Annotated in this window: 14 protein-coding genes; 8 read left to right on the top strand and 6 right to left on the bottom strand. The window is 66.7% G+C overall.

Features of this window, described 5'->3' with window-relative positions:
* The first annotated feature begins 11 nt into the window (after nucleotides 1-11).
* Together VZC37_RS02760 and VZC37_RS02755 are read left to right on the top strand one after the other, a co-directional pair.
* A complete protein-coding gene (locus VZC37_RS02760; protein ID WP_330430882.1) occupies nucleotides 12-665 on the top strand; it encodes a 3-oxoacid CoA-transferase subunit B in 654 nt (217 codons plus the stop codon).
* A 162-nt stretch (nucleotides 666-827) separates the two neighbouring features.
* Nucleotides 828-1,115: a GIY-YIG nuclease family protein gene (locus tag VZC37_RS02755; RefSeq protein WP_330430881.1), complete on the top strand. Its 288-nt coding sequence runs from the start codon at nucleotides 828-830 to the stop codon at nucleotides 1,113-1,115.
* A 274-nt stretch (nucleotides 1,116-1,389) separates the two neighbouring features.
* Here the strand turns inward: VZC37_RS02755 and VZC37_RS02750 are convergent, their stop codons facing one another.
* The 4 genes from VZC37_RS02750 to benA form a co-directional block, all read right to left on the bottom strand.
* The gene (locus VZC37_RS02750; RefSeq protein WP_330430880.1) at nucleotides 1,390-4,035 is read right to left on the bottom strand and encodes a LuxR C-terminal-related transcriptional regulator; all 2,646 of its coding nucleotides are present in this window, start codon (nucleotides 4,033-4,035) and stop codon (nucleotides 1,390-1,392) included.
* A gap of 40 nt (nucleotides 4,036-4,075) precedes the next feature.
* Complete coding sequence (gene benC / locus VZC37_RS02745; protein ID WP_330430879.1) at nucleotides 4,076-6,862, bottom strand: benzoate 1,2-dioxygenase electron transfer component BenC; 2,787 nt, start codon at nucleotides 6,860-6,862, stop codon at nucleotides 4,076-4,078.
* Nucleotides 6,863-6,873: 11 nt separating this feature from the next.
* Nucleotides 6,874-7,437, bottom strand: a complete 564-nt coding sequence (gene benB, locus VZC37_RS02740; RefSeq protein ID WP_431309309.1) for a benzoate 1,2-dioxygenase small subunit — start codon at nucleotides 7,435-7,437, stop codon at nucleotides 6,874-6,876.
* A 69-nt stretch (nucleotides 7,438-7,506) separates the two neighbouring features.
* The gene (gene benA, locus VZC37_RS02735) at nucleotides 7,507-8,877 is read right to left on the bottom strand and encodes a benzoate 1,2-dioxygenase large subunit (protein ID WP_330430878.1); all 1,371 of its coding nucleotides are present in this window, start codon (nucleotides 8,875-8,877) and stop codon (nucleotides 7,507-7,509) included.
* 241 nt (nucleotides 8,878-9,118) lie between these two features.
* On the opposite strand from benA, the gene VZC37_RS02730 reads away from it, so the two are divergent.
* Genes VZC37_RS02730 through VZC37_RS02705 form a run of 6 tightly spaced genes read left to right on the top strand, consistent with a single transcriptional unit; the run spans nucleotide 9,119 to nucleotide 14,535 of the window.
* Nucleotides 9,119-10,054, top strand: a complete 936-nt coding sequence (locus VZC37_RS02730; protein WP_330430877.1) for a LysR family transcriptional regulator — start codon at nucleotides 9,119-9,121, stop codon at nucleotides 10,052-10,054.
* Nucleotides 10,051-11,157 carry a mandelate racemase/muconate lactonizing enzyme family protein gene (locus VZC37_RS02725; RefSeq protein WP_330430876.1) on the top strand — a complete coding sequence of 369 codons (1,107 nt, stop codon included), beginning with the start codon at nucleotides 10,051-10,053 and terminating at the stop codon, nucleotides 11,155-11,157. The genes VZC37_RS02730 and VZC37_RS02725 overlap by 4 nt, the downstream gene beginning before the upstream one ends.
* A gap of 2 nt (nucleotides 11,158-11,159) precedes the next feature.
* Complete coding sequence (gene catC / locus VZC37_RS02720) at nucleotides 11,160-11,444, top strand: muconolactone Delta-isomerase (RefSeq protein WP_330430875.1); 285 nt, start codon at nucleotides 11,160-11,162, stop codon at nucleotides 11,442-11,444.
* Nucleotides 11,445-11,499: 55 nt separating this feature from the next.
* On the top strand, nucleotides 11,500-12,375 hold the full coding sequence (gene catA, locus VZC37_RS02715; RefSeq protein WP_330430874.1) for a catechol 1,2-dioxygenase: 876 nt from the start codon (nucleotides 11,500-11,502) through the stop codon (nucleotides 12,373-12,375).
* Between the two features lie 4 nt (nucleotides 12,376-12,379).
* On the top strand, nucleotides 12,380-13,975 hold the full coding sequence (locus tag VZC37_RS02710) for an ATP-binding protein (RefSeq protein ID WP_330430873.1): 1,596 nt from the start codon (nucleotides 12,380-12,382) through the stop codon (nucleotides 13,973-13,975).
* Nucleotides 13,976-13,992: 17 nt separating this feature from the next.
* Nucleotides 13,993-14,535, top strand: coding sequence for a molybdenum cofactor biosysynthesis protein (locus VZC37_RS02705; protein WP_330430872.1), 543 nt, complete (start codon nucleotides 13,993-13,995; stop codon nucleotides 14,533-14,535).
* 201 nt (nucleotides 14,536-14,736) lie between these two features.
* Here the strand turns inward: VZC37_RS02705 and VZC37_RS02700 are convergent, their stop codons facing one another.
* Both VZC37_RS02700 and pruA read right to left on the bottom strand, forming a co-directional pair.
* Entirely contained in the window at nucleotides 14,737-15,693 is a 957-nt protein-coding gene (locus tag VZC37_RS02700; RefSeq protein WP_330430871.1) for a proline dehydrogenase family protein, read from the bottom strand.
* Nucleotides 15,690-17,327 carry an L-glutamate gamma-semialdehyde dehydrogenase gene (gene pruA, locus VZC37_RS02695; RefSeq protein ID WP_330430870.1) on the bottom strand — a complete coding sequence of 546 codons (1,638 nt, stop codon included), beginning with the start codon at nucleotides 17,325-17,327 and terminating at the stop codon, nucleotides 15,690-15,692. The genes VZC37_RS02700 and pruA overlap by 4 nt, the downstream gene beginning before the upstream one ends.
* Nucleotides 17,328-17,332 lie beyond the last annotated feature (5 nt).

Below are 17,332 nucleotides of genomic sequence, written 5' to 3'. Positions count from 1 at the left end.
AGAATTACACCATGACCTGGACTCGTACCGAGATGGCCGCGCGCGCGGCAAAGGAACTGCGCCGCGGCGACTATGTGAACCTCGGCATCGGCCTGCCCACACTGATCCCCGACCACCTGCCCGACGACTCCGGCATCACGCTGCACGCCGAGAACGGCATCCTCGGTGTGGGGCCCTATCCCTACGAAGATCAGGTGGACCCGGACCTCATCAACGCGGGTAAGCAGACCGTGACGGTGCTGCCGGGAGCGTCGTTCTTCGATTCCGCAACGAGTTTCGCGATGATCCGTGGCGGGCATGTCGACGTCGCCGTCCTCGGCGGCATGCAGGTGGCCGGCAACGGCGACCTCGCCAACTGGATGGTGCCCGGCGCCATGGTCAAGGGCATCGGCGGTGCCATGGACCTCGTCAACGGCGCCGAGCAGGTCATCGTCCTGATGGAGCACTCGACCAAGAAGGGCGACCCGAAACTGGTTGCCGATTGCTCGCTTCCGCTGACCGGACGCTCCGTCGTCAGCCGGGTCATCACCGACCTCGGCGTGTTCGATGTCAACGGAACAGGTTTCGACGTTGTGGAACTCGCTTCCGGCGTCGACTTCGCGACCGTCGAGGCGAGAACCGGTGCACCACTGGTGGATCACCGCACCCTTTCGTTGGTCGAGTAGTCGCCCCGCCCGCTGGTCGAGTAGTCGCCCCGCCCGCTGGTCGAGTAGCCGGCCCCACCCGCTGGTCGAGTAGCCCGAGGCGCTAGCCGAGGGCGTATCGAGACCCCGGAGCCTGTGGATGGTTCCGGCCAACCCCACCCCATCGTGCGCGATGATCAACCCATGAGCGCTCACGTCTATATCCTCGAATGCGCCGATGGCAGCTTCTATGTCGGCAGCGCACGGGACCTGAATCTGCGCCTCGACCAACACAACTCCGGTCGTGGGGCCGCGTACACCCGCCGACGACTTCCGGTCCAGCTCGTCTACCACCGTGAATGTGAGTCGGTTGGCGAGGCGTACGCCCTGGAGAAGCGGATCCAGGGGTGGTCGCGCGCAAAGCGGCTCGCACTGATCGAGGGGAGGTTTGACGACTTGAAGCGGCTGGCGCGGAAACAGCGACGCGAGTGACGGATGCGAGGTCTCGATACGCCTCCTCGCTGCCGCTCGTCGGCTACTCGACCAGCGAGGGGGCGGTCGTCGACTACTCGACCGCTGAGGGGCGTTGGCTGTGGCTGACTTGGTTGCTCGACCGGCGGAGGTCTCGATACGCCCTCGGCTAGCGCCTCGGGCTACTCGACCAGCGAGGAAGGGCGTTCGTCGGCTACTCGACCAGCGGGGGACGGCGTTTCGTCGGCTACTCGATCAGCGAGGGGTAGTCGGCTGCTGGACGAGCGGCAGGGGATCAGCGACGGGCCGCGGCGAGTTCGGCTCGGGAACGCAGACCGAGTTTCGCGTAGATGCGAGTCAGGTGATACTGCACGGTTTTCGGTGAGATGTAGAGTTCGGCCGCGACCTCGCGGTTGGACATACCGCGGGCTACCAGCGCGGTGACCGCCTCTTCCTGCGGCGTCAGTTCTACGTCGCCACGGTCCCCGCGGCTCGCATTCAGCCCGCCCGCCTTCAGTTCTCGTTCGCAACGCTCGACGTACGTCGTCGCGCCCAGCGACAAGTAGATCTCGCGAGCGGTGCCGATGATCGCATCGGCCGCGCGGCGCTTTCCGGCGCGGCGCAGCGTCTGGCCGTAGGCGAAGTTCACCCTCGCGCGGTCGTAACGCAACGGGAGACCATCGAGTAACTCCAGCGCCTCCTCAAAGGTCCTCCGGGCCTGGTGGATATCGCCGGTCGCACCGAGGTGACGCCCTCGTGCATACTTCAAACGTGCACTCGCCGAACGGTGTCCACGTTCTGCGACGAGCTTCTCGTACGGCGTCAGCAGTGCGTCGGCCGCGTCGAGTTGCCCGCCGACGACGAGCGCGTTGGCAAGCACATCGACCCACGGCCACCAGCCCGGTTCACGGAGACCGGGCACGTCGTCGGCCATCCGTGTCAACGGCTCCAGCGTTCGCCTCACCTTCTCGTAATCCGCCGCGGCCTCGGCGATCTGCGCCCGCGCCAGCAGTTCGGGGATGCGCATGATCTCGTAGTCGCCGGCATGCGTGGCCGCCGACTGCACGCGGCGTTCGGCCTCCGGCCACTCACCACGCAACGAGTGGATCGAGGCGGCTGTCCAGTTCAACAGTGGCCCGGCCAACTCGATACCGCTCGACCGGGCCAGGGCACGGCCTTGTTCGACGTTGCGCAGGGCGGCGTCCCAGTCGCCCATCGCGAACTCGGTACGCGCCAGCCACGCCAACGCCCACAACGTGATCCGGGTGGAGCCGCCGAGATTGGCCATCGACACGGCGGTCTCGAGATTGCTCCGTGCGGCCCCGACATCGTCGAGACCCAATTGCAGCCAGCCCCGGCCCATGGTCGCCCGTTGCGCTTGTGCTCCGAAGCGGATCCGTTCGGTGAGAACCGCATACTCCGCGTTGGCTTCGACGGGCCGCCCCGACCACGCGAGCCCGAGACCGCGGATGACGGCTGCCTCCACTCCCGCCGGGGACTGGCTGCCGGCCATCTCGATCGCCCGGTCGGCCCACTCCACGAGTTCGGAGCCCTGACATCGCACCAGGTTGTGCAGGACGTAGCGCTGCGCGATGAGGGCCGCGATGTCGGGTTCGCGGTCGAAGTTGACGATGTCCCATGCCCGGTCCAGTCGGACACGGGCTTCCGCCGACCGTCCGCGCAGGATCGCGAGATAGGCCAGAGTCGCGTTGCGCAAAGGGGTTTCGCGCAGGCTCTCGACGAGGGGGACCAAGGCGCCGGCACCGACGCAGTCACCGGCGGCGAGCAATGCGTCTACGGCGAGGGTGACGCGGGTGTCGCGCAGAACCGGTTGCGAGGTGAGTCGCCCGGCCTGGCGGAACAGTCCGGCGGCATCGGCCCATGCGCCGTCCGCGCCTCGTTGCCGCGCCAGTTCGTCGAGCGCATCGGCGAGCTCGGGATCGGCAGTCGGGGTCGCGGCGACCCGATGGTGCATACTTCGCGCCGGATCCGCGACGAGCTCGGCCGCACGCCGATGCGCGTCACCCACCGCCTCCATGCCCATGGCCTCGAGCACCGCGGATCGGACGAGCGGATTCACAAGTCGCGGATGGGCATCGGCGGGAGTGAGAGCGGCCTCGATCGTGGCCAGGCCGCTCTCACGTGCCTCGTCGATGGCCGCCAGCGGATTGTCGATGCCGGCCAGCGTGACCGCTGTCGACAGCGGTTCGTCGTCCTCCAGGATGACCAGCGCCTGCAGGAGGGCACGTGTCTGCGACGAGCACTTCTCGAGTCGGGCGCGAACATCGTCGATCACGTACGAGGGTGCCGGGAGCGTGATGTCGCCCCGCGACCACACTCCGCTGGGCAGTTCGTCGAGCAGCGCGATGACGTCGCGAGGGATTCCGCGGGTGTGGCGGGTCAGGCGGTCCACCACGCCCGGATGCATGACGATCCCGCGGCGTGCGGCCATCTCGGCAACGGCGTCGACCCCGATTCCGTCGAGCCTCAGCTCGTCGACGACGAGCCCGTGCAACCGGTGCACGGGCAAGGACATCGACAACACCACCAGCGTTCGGCTGCGATGCTCACGCGTGACGGTCAGAAGTGCGTGCAACGACTCGGGGTCGATGTGCTCTGCGTCGTCGATCACGACGAGGGTCGGTCCCTCGGCGTCGTCGAGCAGACCGGCCAGTGCTGTCGCCCCACCATTCGACTGGGTGAGTTGGCGCAGGACAGCCTCGGGCGTCGAATGGTCCCGGTTCGATGCCTGCGCCCACAAGGCAGCGCCGGTACCGGCCGAATCAACTTGCAGCCGAACGAGATGGGCCAGCAGCGTGGACTTGCCCACACCGGACTCTCCGCTGATGACCACGAACTCGGCGCCGGCGACGGTCCGGACGCGAGCACCGATGGTCTCGATCTCCCGCTGTCGCCCGACGCAGGTGGCAACGACCATCATCGACTCATCGTAGATCGCACCATGGCGGCCCGGATCGCACTCAGCCCAGATCGCCCCCGGCGACGGGCAGGACCGTACCGGTGATGTAGGACGCCTCGTCGGACGCGAGGAAGGTGATCGCGGCGGCCTGTTCGTCAAGCGTGCCGTAGCGATGCATCAGGCCCGATGCCAACGTCTGGTCGATGTGGGCTTGGAACCACTCCTGTTCGGTGGCGTCGGCCGGTTCAGGAGTGCCGCGCGAGATCCGCCGCGGCGGCGCTTCGGTGCCGCCGGGTGCGGTGGCGACCACGCGGATGCCGTCTTCGGCGTACTCCATCGCCAACGACGCGGTGATCGCGTTGATGCCGCCTTTCGCCGCCGAGTACGGGATTCGGTGGATGCCGCGGGTGGCGGCCGACGACACGTTGACGATGACACCGGCTCCGCGCCGGACCATCGACGGCAAGGCGGTGCGGCACGCGAACAGAGTGGTCATCAACGAGCGGTCGATCTCGGCGCGGATCTGGTCGTCGGTGAACTCGGTGAACGGTTTGAAGTTGATCGCGCCACCCACATTGTTGATCAGCACATCAATGCGTCCGTGTGCGGCGAGCGCCGACGCCACCACCGATTCGGCGCCGGCGTAGGTCTCGAGGTCGGCGATGACCGGTGTCGCGGCAGGGCCGGTCGTGGCGAGCTCGTCGGCCAGCTCGGTCACGAGATCCGAGCGGTCGGCCAACACCACCTTGCCGCCCTCGGCACTGATCCGGCGTGCGGTCGCCGCACCGATGCCCTGGGCGGCGCCGGTAACCAGCACGACCTTCCCGGCGAAACGCCCGGGGGTGACGAAACGCGGCCGGTGGGCGGCGAGTTCGTCGGCCATCGCCCTACGCATCGTCTGCTTGGAGCGGTCGGCGTGCGCGGAGATGAGCGTGCGGGCGGCGTCGCGGTCCCCGGATTCGAACGCGGTGACGATGTCGACGTGATCCTGTGCGCAGAGCGGGTGGCACCAGGTGGCGTGGCGGAGGACCTCGCTCATCCGGCCCTTCACACCGAGCGCCTGATACGCCTCCAGCAGGTGGGAGTTGCCGGTCAGGCTGAACAGGTAGTCGTGGAAATTGGCGTTCGTCTCGGTGTATTCGGCGGCATCGACGAACTGGTCGCCGTCGACGAACGCCAACGTCGTCTCGGCGAGCAGGCGGTATCCCGCGAGCTGCTGGCTGGTCAGTCGGCCGAAGGTGAGTTCGAGCGCGCCGAGTTCGAGCGCCGCACGGGCTTCGAAGAGCGCGTCAGACTCGTGGATGGCCGGATGCTCCTCACCGATCTGGTAGCCCTCCGACGCGACCGTCGGCGCAGCCGTATCCGGTTGCTCGACAGGCGTTTCGGGTATCGACCCGGTGGAGGAGGCTGCGGTTGGTGAGGGTGCCGTGTCGGTCGGATGCAGGGCGGTGACGCCGGCCGGCGCGAACATCTCCTGTCCGGCGATGCCGCGTGCCTGGACCGGGATGAGGCGCCCGTCGTCGGGGTCGACGGCGGCGTCCGAACCTGAAGCGGTCCAGACGGACTGGCCCGCGATGCGCAGGCGGCTGTCGTCCTCGTCCGGAGATTCCGTCGCCTCGGGCCAGGCGGCGATGTCACTGGCGGGCAGGGTGATCTGGCCGGCGATGGCCCGGGCGTCGGGTGCCTCGATCACGGCGTCCTCGGTGACGGCAATCGGAGCGGCAGCGGTCACCTCGGTCGCGACCTCAGGCTCGGCCGTCGGCGCGGCAGCGGGAACCGCGAGCGCGAACTTCTCGTAATAGAAGCCGGTCGGGTCGATGCCCTCCTCGGAGACGTGCTTGCGTACCGACTCCACCATCGGTGGCGGACCACAGAGGTAGATGGCGACGTCGCCGTCGTAGAGGTGGCCCGGCCCGATCAGGCTCATCACATAGCCCTTGTTGGCGGCGGCGCTCTCCGGGTCGGAGACGCAGTGGTCCCAGGTGAATCCGGGCAGTTCGCGCGCGAAGTACTCGATCTCATCGAGGGCCACCAGGTCGATGTCGGTGGAGACACCGTAGATCAGATGCACCTTGCGGCGACTGTTGTCGTCGTGCAGCTTTCGCAGCATCGACAGGATCGGCGCCAATCCCGTGCCGCCGGCCAGGAGCAGGACCGGTCGACTCGCCTCACGCAGGAAGAAGGAACCGTGTGGACCGGTGAACGTGATCGACTCGCCGCGTTGGGCGCGCTCGGTAAGGTACGTGGACATCGCGCCGCCCGGTGACAGTTTGACGAGGAAGACCAATCGTTCCTCGTGGGGGCCGTTGGCGAAGGAGTACGACCGCGACAGCTGTCCGCCCTCGCCGTCGTCGGTGCCGGGCACCGCGATGTTGACGTACTGGCCGGGCAGGAAGGCGAGATCTCCTCGGTTGGGGATCTCGATCCCGAGCCGCATCGTGGACTCCGACAGCCGCTCGATGTCGACCACGGTTCCGGTGAATGTGGCGGCCTGTGTCTTGGCAACGTCGGAGGTGGCCGAGATCTGCAGGATCAGATCGGTTCTCGGCTTCATGCTGCACGGCAGGGCATAGCCCTCTGCGGACTCGGACTCCGACAGGGCATCCTCGATGTAGGTGCCGCCGTCGTAGTCGCCGGACTCGCAGAACGCCTTGCAGGTGCCGCACGCGCCGTCGCGGCAGTCGAGGGGGATGTTGATCCGCTGACGGTAGGAGGCGTCGGCGACGGTCTGGTCCTCGCGACAGGTGATGAACCGTGTGACACCGTCCTCGAAGGCAAGTGCGACCTGGTGCGTCGGTACGTCCGCACCGGTTGCGGCAGCGGTGTTTCGGTCGGTCGTGACAGTCATCTGCTCGGATCCTAGAAGTGGTAGACGTCGACCACGTGATGGATGTAGTCGTTCTTGAGGACGATCGTCTTGCGCCGGATCAGCGGTTGTTCACCGGAGAAGTCGATCGTGTAGAACGAGGTCCCGTAATAGGGGTCCACCGTGTGATACCGGAAATACATGGTGTGCCAGTTGAATCGGACGTCGACGAGGTCGCCGCGCCGTTCGATGACCTCCACGTTGCTGATGTTGTGGCTGGTCCGCGGCTCGGGTAGCGATGTGGCCGACGAGCGCTCGGTGCGGATACGGAACACCCGGTCCTCGAGACCGCCCTTGTTGGGGTAGTAGATCAGCGAGATCTCGCGCTGGGGATCCTCGGTGAGTCGGTCGGCGTCGTCCCAGGACGGCATCCAGTAGACGACGTCGTCGGCATAGCAGTCGAGCCATTTCTCGAACTCGCGGTCGTCGAGATAGCGGGCCTCGCGGTAGAGGAACTGCTCGATCATGTTCTGGGTGATGAGCTTTCCCGCTTCGGAGGGCGCTGCGGAGGGCGCTGCGGATGGCGCTGCGGTGGGGGTGGGCTGGGTGGTGGTCATCGGGTGTCCTGTTCGGAGTTTGGCGGTCTGGTCGCGGGGTCTCGATACGCCCTCGGCTAGCGCCTCGGGCTACTCGACCGGCGGTTGGGAATCCACCGCCTTGCGCATCGTGTCCAGCCAGTAGCCGTGCTGCACCGGATACAGGCCCTCGTCCTCGTTCTTCATGCCCGCCGAGATGACCCCGGTCATGCCGAGGGTCTCCGCGACCTCGTCGGGTCCGGTGAGCCAGTGTTCGGCGCCGCGGCTCATGTCGTTCCACGGCGCTGCCTGCGCGCGGAAGGTGAGCTGGCAGGACCGGAACTCCTCGAGGTCGTCGGGGGTCGCCATGCCGGAGGCGTTGAAGAAGTCCTCGTACTGCCGGATTCGGTGGGAGCGGGCGGCATCGCTCTCACCCTTCGGTGCGATGCAGTAGATGGTGACCTCGGTCTTGTCCGGCGCGATCGGCCGGAAATGGCGGATTTGCGTCGAGAACTGGTCCATCAGATACACATTCGGATAGAGGCACAGATTGCGCGACCCCTTCACCATGAACTCGCCCTTGGCGTCGCCGAACTGCTGCTTGAGTTCGTCCATCTTGTCCCACAACGGACGATCCTGCGGATTCGCCGCCCAGGTCCACAGGCAGAGATGGCCGTTGGGGTAGGACCAGTACCCGCCACCGGATTTGCCCCAGCCACCGGCGTCGAGCGCCTTGGTCTCGTTCTTGGACTCACCGGTGGATCGCCGGGAGGTGGTCGCCGCGTAGTTCCAGTGCGTCGCCGTCACGTGGTAACCGTCGGCGCCGTTCTCCGCCTGGACCTTCCAGTTGCCGTCGAACGTGTAGGTGGAGGCGCCACGCAGCACCTCGAGACCGTCGGGTGACTGGTCGACGAGCATGTCGATCACGAGGCGGGTGTCGCCGAGGTGCTCATCGAGGTCGAGCACATCGGGGTTGAGGCTGCCGAACAGGAAACCGCGGTAACTGTCGAACCGAGCCACCTTGGTGAGATTGTGCGACCCGTTGACGTTGAAGGTCTCCGGATAGCCGGCGCCGTCGGGGTCCTTCACCTTGAGCAGGGTGCCGTCGTTGCGGAAAGTCCAGCCATGGAACGGACAGGTGAGGGTCATCCGGTTGTCCGTCTTGCGGCGGCAGATCATCGCGCCGCGGTGAGCGCAGGCGTTGATCAGGCAGTGCAGTTCGCCGTCCTTGTCACGCGTGATCATCACGGGCTGCCGCCCGATGTAGGTCGTGAAGTAGTCGCCCGGATTCGGCACCTGACTCTCGTGCGCCAGATAGATCCAGTTGCCCTCGAAGATGTGTTTCATCTCGAGTTCGAAGATGTCCTCGTCGGTGAAGATGCGGCGATTGGCGCGGTAGATGCCGGCCTCGCGGTCGTCGATGACGGCATCTTCGAGGACCGAGTGCACGTGCTGCAGGTTGTCGGTGATCGACGCGGTCATGTCCTACCTCCAAGAGATGTGGGCTGTCTCCTGCACTCTCGCACCGCGTGGCGGCGATCACACCGGGGCAAACGCTAGTCCTGACCTAGGACAATTTTGATAAGCAATATCGATCAATAAATGGAAACTGTGTCCTTGTCTCGTATGTATGGACGTCCTACCGTGGATTCAGACGTGGTGCCGATCACAGTGCACGCCGTCGTGAGACACCGGGACCGGAAACACAGAAAGTTCGCGCCACATGGAGCTACGGCATCTCCGCTACTTCGCGGCCGTCGCCGACACCTGCCATTTCGGACAGGCGGCGCAGCAGCTGCATGTCGCGCAGCCGGCGCTGTCCTACGCGATCCGGCAACTCGAAGCCGAGCTCGACGTCACGCTCTTCACGCGGACGACGCGGCAGGTCTCGCTCACCCCCGCCGGGGAATACCTACAGGCCGAGGCTGCCCGGATACTCGGGCGGGTGGACGACGCCGTTGACGGTGTGCGACGCATCGCCGCCGGCCGAAGCGGCGTTATCCGACTCGGGCTGACGGGCATCGCTGCGTTCTCCCACCTGCCGCGCATCGCCCGGATGGTCAAGCGCGAGTTGCCCGATGTCGACCTCGAGATCAGCTCGGACATGCTGACCCCGGCCCAGTGCGACGGGTTGCGGGCACTGAGCATCGATCTCGGAGTGCTGCGCCCGCCCGTCGTGGGCGACGGTATCGACACACGGCTGATCGACGTCGAGCCCATGGTGCTCGCGGTGTCGGTGGATCACCGGCTTGCGATGGAACCGGTGGTGTCGGTCGGCGACCTGCGCAACGAGATGTTCGTGATGTACGACAGCCGTGATTCCGCGGTCAACGACGCGACCCTGCGGACCTGTCACCGAGCGGGGTTCGTCCCACAGCGCGCGCACCGGGCGCCCGGTACCGCAGTCCTGCTCGCCCTGGTCGCCGCGGGGATGGGTGTGGCCGTGGTGCCCGCGTCGATCCGCTCTCTTCCGCTGGAAGGTCTGGTCGTGCGCGATCTCGTCGACGCGGGCAGCGTCGAACTGGCACTCGCGTGGCGGACAGACCAGGACAACCCCGTCGTCGATGCAGTCGGTGACGTGATCGCGGCCGCGTTCGGTGCGGACGTGACCACCGGAGCGCATCCCACCAACGACGTCTACTTGGGAGAATCACGATGAAAATCACTGCAGTCGAGGCGATCCCGTTCTCCATTCCCTATTCGAAGCCGTTGCGATTCGCATCCGGTGAGGTGCATGCCGCCGAACACGTCCTGGTCCGGGTGCACACCGACGACGGCTTCGTCGGGGTCGCCGAGGCCCCGCCACGGCCGTTCACCTACGGAGAGACGCAGGACGGCATCATCGCGGTGATCGAGAAGGTGTTCGCACCCCAGATCGTCGGCCTGACCTTGCTCGAACGGGAAGTCGTCACCACCCGGCTGGCCCGCACGGTCGGGAATCCGACCGCGAAATCCGCAGTGGACATGGCGATCTGGGACGCGTTGGGCAAATCCCTCGGGATGCCGGTGGCCGATTTGCTCGGCGGCTACACCGACCGCATGCGGGTCAGCCACATGCTCGGATTCGACGATCCGGCCACCATGGTCGCCGAGGCCGAGAAGATGCGGGATGTCTACGGCATCAGCACATTCAAGGTGAAGGTCGGGCGTCGTCCCGTCCATCTCGACACCGCGGTGGTCCGGGCCCTGCGCGAGCGGTTCGGCGACAGCGTCGACCTGTATGTCGACGGCAACCGCGGATGGACGCCGTCGGAATCCGCGCGGGCGATGAAGGAGATGGCCGACCTCGATCTGCTGTTCGCCGAAGAACTCTGCCCGGCCGACGACGTGATCGGCCGTCGGTGGCTCGTCGGCCAACTCGACGTGCCGTTCATCGCCGACGAATCGGTGCCGACCGCGGCCGACGTCACCCGGGAGATCCTCGCGGGAGCGGCGACCGCCATCAGCATCAAGACCGCCCGCACCGGATTCACGGCGTCGCGACGAGTCCATCACCTCGCGGAAGGACTCGGCCTCGAGGTGGTGATCGGTAACCAGATCGACGGACAGGTCGGCACCGCCTGCGCGCTGGCGTTCGGGTCGGCGTTCGAGTCCACCTCACGCAACGCGGGCGAGCTCTCCAACTTCCTCGATATGACCGACGACCTGCTCACGATGCCCCTCCGCATCAGTGACGGGTATCTCCACCGATCGGCATGCGCCGGAATCGGATTCGAGATCGACTCGGACAAGCTGGCCCACTACCGACTCGATCGGAGCTGACAATGCTGTTTCACGTGCGGATGGACGTACACATCCCGACCGACCTCGATCCCGACGTGCGCGCCGAGATCGTGGCACGCGAGAAGGGGTATTCGCAGGATCTGCAGCGCAGCGGCAAATGGCCGCACATCTGGCGCATCGTCGGCGAATACTCCAACTTCTCGATCTTCGACGTCACCGACAACGACGAACTGCACGAGATCCTGTCCGGACTCCCACTGTTTCCCTACATGGACATCGCGGTGACCCCCCTGGCCACCCACCCATCGGATATCGCTGCGGGCTGACCGGCCCCCTCCCACAGCGTCAGCCCACGGGCCACATCAAGAAGGAGCACGACCCATGACCGACACCAGTTTCGACACCGAGGTCAACGCCAAGGCGGCGGAATCCGGCGCCAACGCATCCGCCCGTTTCCGTGAGCGTATGGCCGGCGCCGGCACACGTTCCGGCGTCGTCGACACCGCGCGGGTCGACCATCTCGCGTCCAAGGTCATCAAGGCGATCAACGACATCGTCATCGACGACAAGGTCCGCTACGAGGAGTACAACGCGCTCAAGGCATGGCTGATCAAGGTCGGCGAGGACGGCGAATGGCCGCTGTTCCTCGACGTCTGGGTCGAGCACTCCGTCGAAGAAGTGGCCAGCGCCCACCGCGAGGGCAGCAAGGGCACCATCGAGGGCCCGTACTACCTGGACGGCTCACCCGAGCTGGGGTGGAACGGAACCATTCCGATGCGCGACGACGAACCCGGCACCCCGATGGTGTTCTCCGGTCAGGTCCGTGCCGTCGACGGCACCCCGCTCACCGGAGCGAAGATCGAACTCTGGCACGCCGACGATCTCGGCTTCTACTCGCAGTTCGCGCCCGGACTGCCGGAGTGGAACCTGCGCGGCACCTGGACGGCTAACGAGGACGGCCGGTTCGAGATCCACAGCCTGCGTCCGGCGCCGTACCAGATCCCGACCGACGGCGCCTGCGGCCAGCTCATCGCGGCCGCCGGTTGGCATGCCTGGCGTCCGGCGCACCTGCATTTCAAGGTGAGCGCTCCCGGCTACGAGCTGATCACCACGCAGCTCTACTTCCCGGGCGACCCGCACAACGACGACGACATCGCATCGGCGGTCAAGCCGGAGCTCATGCTCGACCCGCACGACATCCCGAACGGCGAAGGCGTCGCCGTGGAGTACGACTTCGTGCTCGACCCGGAGCGCTGAACGCGTGCTCGTCGCCCCCACGTCACTGGTGGCCGCCACGTCGTCCGATGCTCTCGTCGCCGCACGGCGACAGGCGCAGGCGTGGCGATCACCGGAGATGGCCATCGCCGACCGCGATCTGACCGACGCCGCGTTGAGTGACCTCGCCGCCACCGCGGAGAGGGTCGGCGAGGAGTCGTTCGGCCGAGCGGTGTCGGCGATCCAGGCGGCGCGGTCCGGACGATTCCCCGTCATCCCGCACATCGATGCGGCGACGGAGATCTTCCGGAGTTTCCTGTCGCATGACCTGATCGACGGATGGGTTTACGTCCGCGAATCCGACGGCCATCTGCACCCGTATCTGGTCACCGACATCACCATGGAGCACGCCGACCGCACCCACGGTGCCCGGATCAAGATCACCATGGAGGCCGACAACGCAACGGTGAAGCGGCCGTCGCGCAAACCCCGGGTGTTGATGTTCGAGGCCACCGAAGTCGTCGGCAAGGTTCCCGCCGACGTCCTCGCGGCCGGCGGGGCCTACAAGGAGACCCGAGAGCTGAAGGCCGCGTACGAAACCCGCCGCAACGACTACCGCGACATCATCGACGACGGGTTCGGCAGGCAGTTCCGGTTCACCGGCCGGGTGATCCGGACCGACGACTACCGGTCGCCGAACAAGCGGGAGAACCGCAAGGTCGTCCACGACGTCGCGCCCGGTGAGATCGCCGCGTTGCGGATGGTGGCGCCGTCGATCCTGTTCTCGGACAGTGTCGCCGGAGATGCCGCCTATGGTCCCGTCCCGGTCATCACCGCCGTCCGGGTCTTCGACCTCGGCGCGCAGGACTTCCTCGACGTCAACACCGCCGACCTGCGGCCCTACGAGTACGACGCCCACCTACAGGACAAGCTGGTGTTGCCCGACGAGCAGCGGGAACTGCTCAACATCCTCACCACCGACATCTCCGTCTTCACCGGCGATATCATCGACGGCAAGTCGGCGGGCAATGTCATCCTGGCGAAAGGCCGGCCGGGAGTGGGGAAGACGCTGACGGCCGAGGTGTACGCGGAGGTGACGGGACGTCCGCTGTACTCCATCCACTCCGGCTCGCTCGGGGTCACCGCCGAACTGGTCCGCAAGAACCTCGAGGTGATCTTCGACCGCGCGAAACGGTGGGACGCGGTCCTGCTGCTCGACGAGGCCGACGTGTTCGTGATGGAACGTGGACTCGACCTCGCGCAGAACGCCATCGTCGCCGAGTTCCTGCGCACCCTCGAGTATTTCGACGGTCTCCTGTTTCTCACGACCAACCGGGTCGACGGCGTCGACGAGGCGATTCTCGCCCGCTGCGCCGCGGTCATCGAGTATCAGCCACCCGGCCCCAAGGATGCCCGCGAGATCTGGCAGATCCTGGCGGCCGGCAACGACGTCGTACTCGGCGAGGAACTGCTCGACGACCTCGTCGGCGGATTCCCCGACATCACCCCGCGCGACATCAAGATGCTGCTTCGTCTCGCGTTGCGGATGGCACGGCACCGCGGTGTGGAACTCGAGCCGTCGGTCTTCGCGAGCAGCGCGGTGTTCCGCGGCCTGCACTATGTGCCGGTGGGCGAGCGCTGACGCCTACCCTCGAACTCGTGGAGTATCCCTTCGAGATCGTCTCGCTGTTGGTGTCGCCGCGCCACGCGTACTTCGGCAGGCCGAAGGACGGGCCGGCCGACGAGGTCGAGACATCGACGCCGGAGCAGGTGGAGATCGTCGCGGACAAGGGCATTCGCGGCGACCGCTTCTTCGGGGTCCGTGCGCACACCGAGGCGGCGGTCACCTTCCTGGCGCTCGAGGCGTGGCGGGCCGCGGCCGGGGATGTCGATCCGGTCGTCGCTCGCCGCAACGTCGTCGTCCGCGGACTCGAACTCGATCCGCTGCGGGGTCGGGAGTTCACCATCGACACCGGCGACGGGCCGGTTCGGTTCCGCGGCGGTCGACCTGCGCATCCGTGCTCGTGGATGGACACCGTTGCCGGCGACGGGACGCGTAAGGCATTGATCGGTCGCGGCGGTCTTCGGGCCCAACCACTCTCGTCCGGCATCCTTCGGGTCGGTGCAGCGGTGATCGGCGCCGACGTCGAACTCGACGCCGCCCGCGCGGCCGATCAGGTGAAGCGAGCCCAGCCGTTGTAGGTGGATTCGAGTGGGCGACCGGGGATCTCGATACGGTGACTCGCCTAGCGGCTCGCCACCTACTCGATCAGCGGAATAAACGTCCCCCGGGTGGTCGAGCGGCAGCGAGTCCTCCCCGGTGGTCGAGTAGCCGGCGAGTTCCCCCCGATGGTCGAGTAGCCGGCGAGCGGCAGCGAGTCGGCGTATCGAGACCACGTGACCTCAACCCGCCAGCGAGCGCAGGAAGAACCGCAGGTTCGCCGGCTTCTCGGCGAGGCGGCGCACGAAGTAGCCATACCACTCGGTGCCATAAGGGATGTAGACCCGAACCCGGGCGCCTTCGGCGGCCAGCCGACGTTGCTCGTCGGCGCGGATGCCGTAGAGCATCTGGTGTTCCCAGCTGTCGGGTGCCCGGTCGAGCTCGTCGGCGGTGGCGCGGGCCGCGTCGATGATCACCGGGTCATGGCTGGCGACCATCGGATAACCGTTGCCCTTCATCAGGATGCGCAGGCACCGCAGATACGACTCGTCGACCAGGGCGCGGGTGGGGTAGGCGACCGACGGTGGCTCGGCATAGGCGCCCTTGCACAACCGGATACGTGCGCCCGATTCGGCGAACTCGACGCAGTCGTCCTCGGTCCGCCGGAGGTAGGCCTGCAGCACGGTTCCCACGTCGGGGAAGTCACGCCGGAGGGCACGGACGATGTCGAGACGTTCGTCGACCGTCGTGTGGTCCTCGGCGTCCACGGTCACCAGCACGCCGGCCTCGTGTGCGGCGGCGGCGATCGTCCGGGCGTTCTCCTCGGCGATCTTGGCGCCGTGTTCGGGAAGGGACTGGCCGAGTGCGGTCAGTTTGAGGGACACCTCGAGTCGCGCTGCACCGGAGCCGGATTCGGGAAGACTTCCCATCGCGGAGATCAACTCGAGATAGGCCTCGACCGTCGCGGTGGCCTGCGATTCGTCCGTCGTGTCCTCACCCAGGAAATCGATGCTCACCGACAGCCCGCCGTCGAGGGAATCGCGGATCGCGGTCAGGACGTCGGTCCGGGTCTCGCCGGGAACGAATCTCTCGACCACACGCCGGGTGACGTTCAGCCGTTGTGACGAGTCCTTGATCCGCTCACTTCGCGCGGCCGCAAGAATGATCGGGCGCAGCGTGTTGTCGAAGACGGTGCTCATGTGGGCTGCTCCATGTGAGGATAGGCCGACGACGTCGGCGGGACGAAGGTCTCCTTGATGGTGCGCGTGGAGGTCCACCGCATCAGGTTCGCCTTGGAGCCGGCTTTGTCGTTGGTGCCGGATGCGCGGGCGCCGCCGAACGGCTGTTGTCCGACAACGGCTCCGGTCGGTTTGTCGTTGATGTAGAAGTTTCCGGCGGCTTGCCGCAGTACGTCCGACGCGGCCGCTGCCGCATCGAGGTCGGTCGCGACGATCGAGCCGGTGAGTGCGTACTTCGCGCTCGAGTCCACGAGTCTCAGAGTCCGGTCGAAATCGCTGTCGTCGTAGACGTGTACGGCCAGGATCGGACCGAAGTACTCGGTGGCGAACGCCTCGTCGGTGGGGTCGTCGGACAACAAGACAGTGGGACGGACGAAGAAGCCCTCGCTGTCGTCGCAGCTGCCACCGGCGGCCACGGTGAGGTGCGGTGCGGTCTTCGCGCGGTCGATTGCCGCCACGTTCTTGTCGAAGGCACGTCGATCGATCAGGGCCCCACCGAAGTTGGACAGGTCACGGACGTCGCCGTAGGCCAGTTCGGTTGCTTCGGTGAGGAAGTCGTCGCCCATGCGGTCCCAGACCGAACGCGCGACGTAGGCGCGGGAGGCGGCCGAGCACTTCTGGCCCTGGTACTCGAATGCGCCTCGGATCAACGCGGTGCGCAGCACATCCGGGTCGGCCGAGGTGTGCGCGACGATGAAGTCCTTACCCCCGGTCTCGCCGACGATCCGCGGGTAGTTGCGGTATCGCTCGATGTTTGTGCCGACCTCACGCCACAGGTGCTGGAATGTCCGGGTCGATCCGGTGAAGTGGATGCCGGCGAGGTTCTCGTCGGCGAGGACGACGTCGGAGAGGTCCTGTCCGTCGCCGTGCACCAGGTTGATCACCCCGTCGGGAAGGCCGGCGGCCCGGAGCAGTTCCATCGTCTGGGCGGCGGCGTGGGCCTGGGTGGGCGACGGCTTCCAGATGACCGTGTTGCCCATCAGCATCGGTGCGGTGGGGAGGTTGCCGGCGATCGCGGTGAAGTTGAACGGGGTGATCGCGTAGACGAAACCGTCCAGCGGACGGTGGTCGAGGCGATTCCACACCCCGGGCGACGAGATCGGTTGCTCGGCGAGGATCTCACGGGCGAAGGCGACGTTGAACCGCCAGAAGTCGATGAGCTCGCACGGCGCGTCGATCTCGGCCTGCTGCACCGATTTGGACTGTCCCAACATGGTGGCCGCGGCGATCCGCTCCCGCCACGGGCCGCTCAGCAGGTCGGCGGCGCGCAGCAGCACGGTGGCGCGGTCGTCGAAGGAAGCGGCCGCCCAGTGCGGTGCGGCCGCAAGGGCTGCGTCGACGGCGGCCTGCGCGTCGTCGTGGGTCGCGTTGCCGATGGTGCCGAGCACCTCACGGTGCGCGTGCGGCTGCACGATGTCGATGCGGGACCCGCTACCGCGATGCTCGCGGCCGCCGATGATGTGCGGCAGGTCGATCGGGTCCGCTGCCGACTGTCGTTCGAGTTCCGCGTGGATTCTCGCGCGCTCGGCGGTTCCCGGCGCGTAGGTGTGCACGGGCTCGTTGACGGGGCGTGGGGGAGAGGTGATGGCGTCCATGAAGA

Origin of the sequence: Gordonia sesuvii (genome assembly GCF_036350415.1) — a bacterium.
GTDB lineage: Bacteria > Actinomycetota > Actinomycetes > Mycobacteriales > Mycobacteriaceae > Gordonia > Gordonia sesuvii.
The sequence above is the reverse complement of the archived record's forward strand: the minus strand, read 5'-3'. Positions and strand labels throughout refer to the sequence as shown.

What these genes read in the sequence shown, in the direction of transcription:
- VZC37_RS02755 (WP_330430881.1), top strand. Translation starts at nt 828, where the DNA reads ATGAGCGCTCACGTCTATATCCTCGAATGCGCCGATGGCAGCTTCTAT.
- benB (WP_431309309.1), bottom strand. Translation starts at nt 7,437, where the DNA reads ATGACCACCACCCAGCCCACCCCCACCGCAGCGCCATCCGCAGCGCCC.
- catC (WP_330430875.1), top strand. Translation starts at nt 11,160, where the DNA reads ATGCTGTTTCACGTGCGGATGGACGTACACATCCCGACCGACCTCGAT.
- pruA (WP_330430870.1), bottom strand. Translation starts at nt 17,327, where the DNA reads ATGGACGCCATCACCTCTCCCCCACGCCCCGTCAACGAGCCCGTGCAC.
- benC (WP_330430879.1), bottom strand. Translation starts at nt 6,862, where the DNA reads ATGACTGTCACGACCGACCGAAACACCGCTGCCGCAACCGGTGCGGAC.
- VZC37_RS02725 (WP_330430876.1), top strand. Translation starts at nt 10,051, where the DNA reads ATGAAAATCACTGCAGTCGAGGCGATCCCGTTCTCCATTCCCTATTCG.
- benA (WP_330430878.1), bottom strand. Translation starts at nt 8,877, where the DNA reads ATGACCGCGTCGATCACCGACAACCTGCAGCACGTGCACTCGGTCCTC.
- VZC37_RS02760 (WP_330430882.1), top strand. Translation starts at nt 12, where the DNA reads ATGACCTGGACTCGTACCGAGATGGCCGCGCGCGCGGCAAAGGAACTG.
- catA (WP_330430874.1), top strand. Translation starts at nt 11,500, where the DNA reads ATGACCGACACCAGTTTCGACACCGAGGTCAACGCCAAGGCGGCGGAA.
- VZC37_RS02750 (WP_330430880.1), bottom strand. Translation starts at nt 4,035, where the DNA reads ATGATGGTCGTTGCCACCTGCGTCGGGCGACAGCGGGAGATCGAGACC.
- VZC37_RS02730 (WP_330430877.1), top strand. Translation starts at nt 9,119, where the DNA reads ATGGAGCTACGGCATCTCCGCTACTTCGCGGCCGTCGCCGACACCTGC.
- VZC37_RS02700 (WP_330430871.1), bottom strand. Translation starts at nt 15,693, where the DNA reads ATGAGCACCGTCTTCGACAACACGCTGCGCCCGATCATTCTTGCGGCC.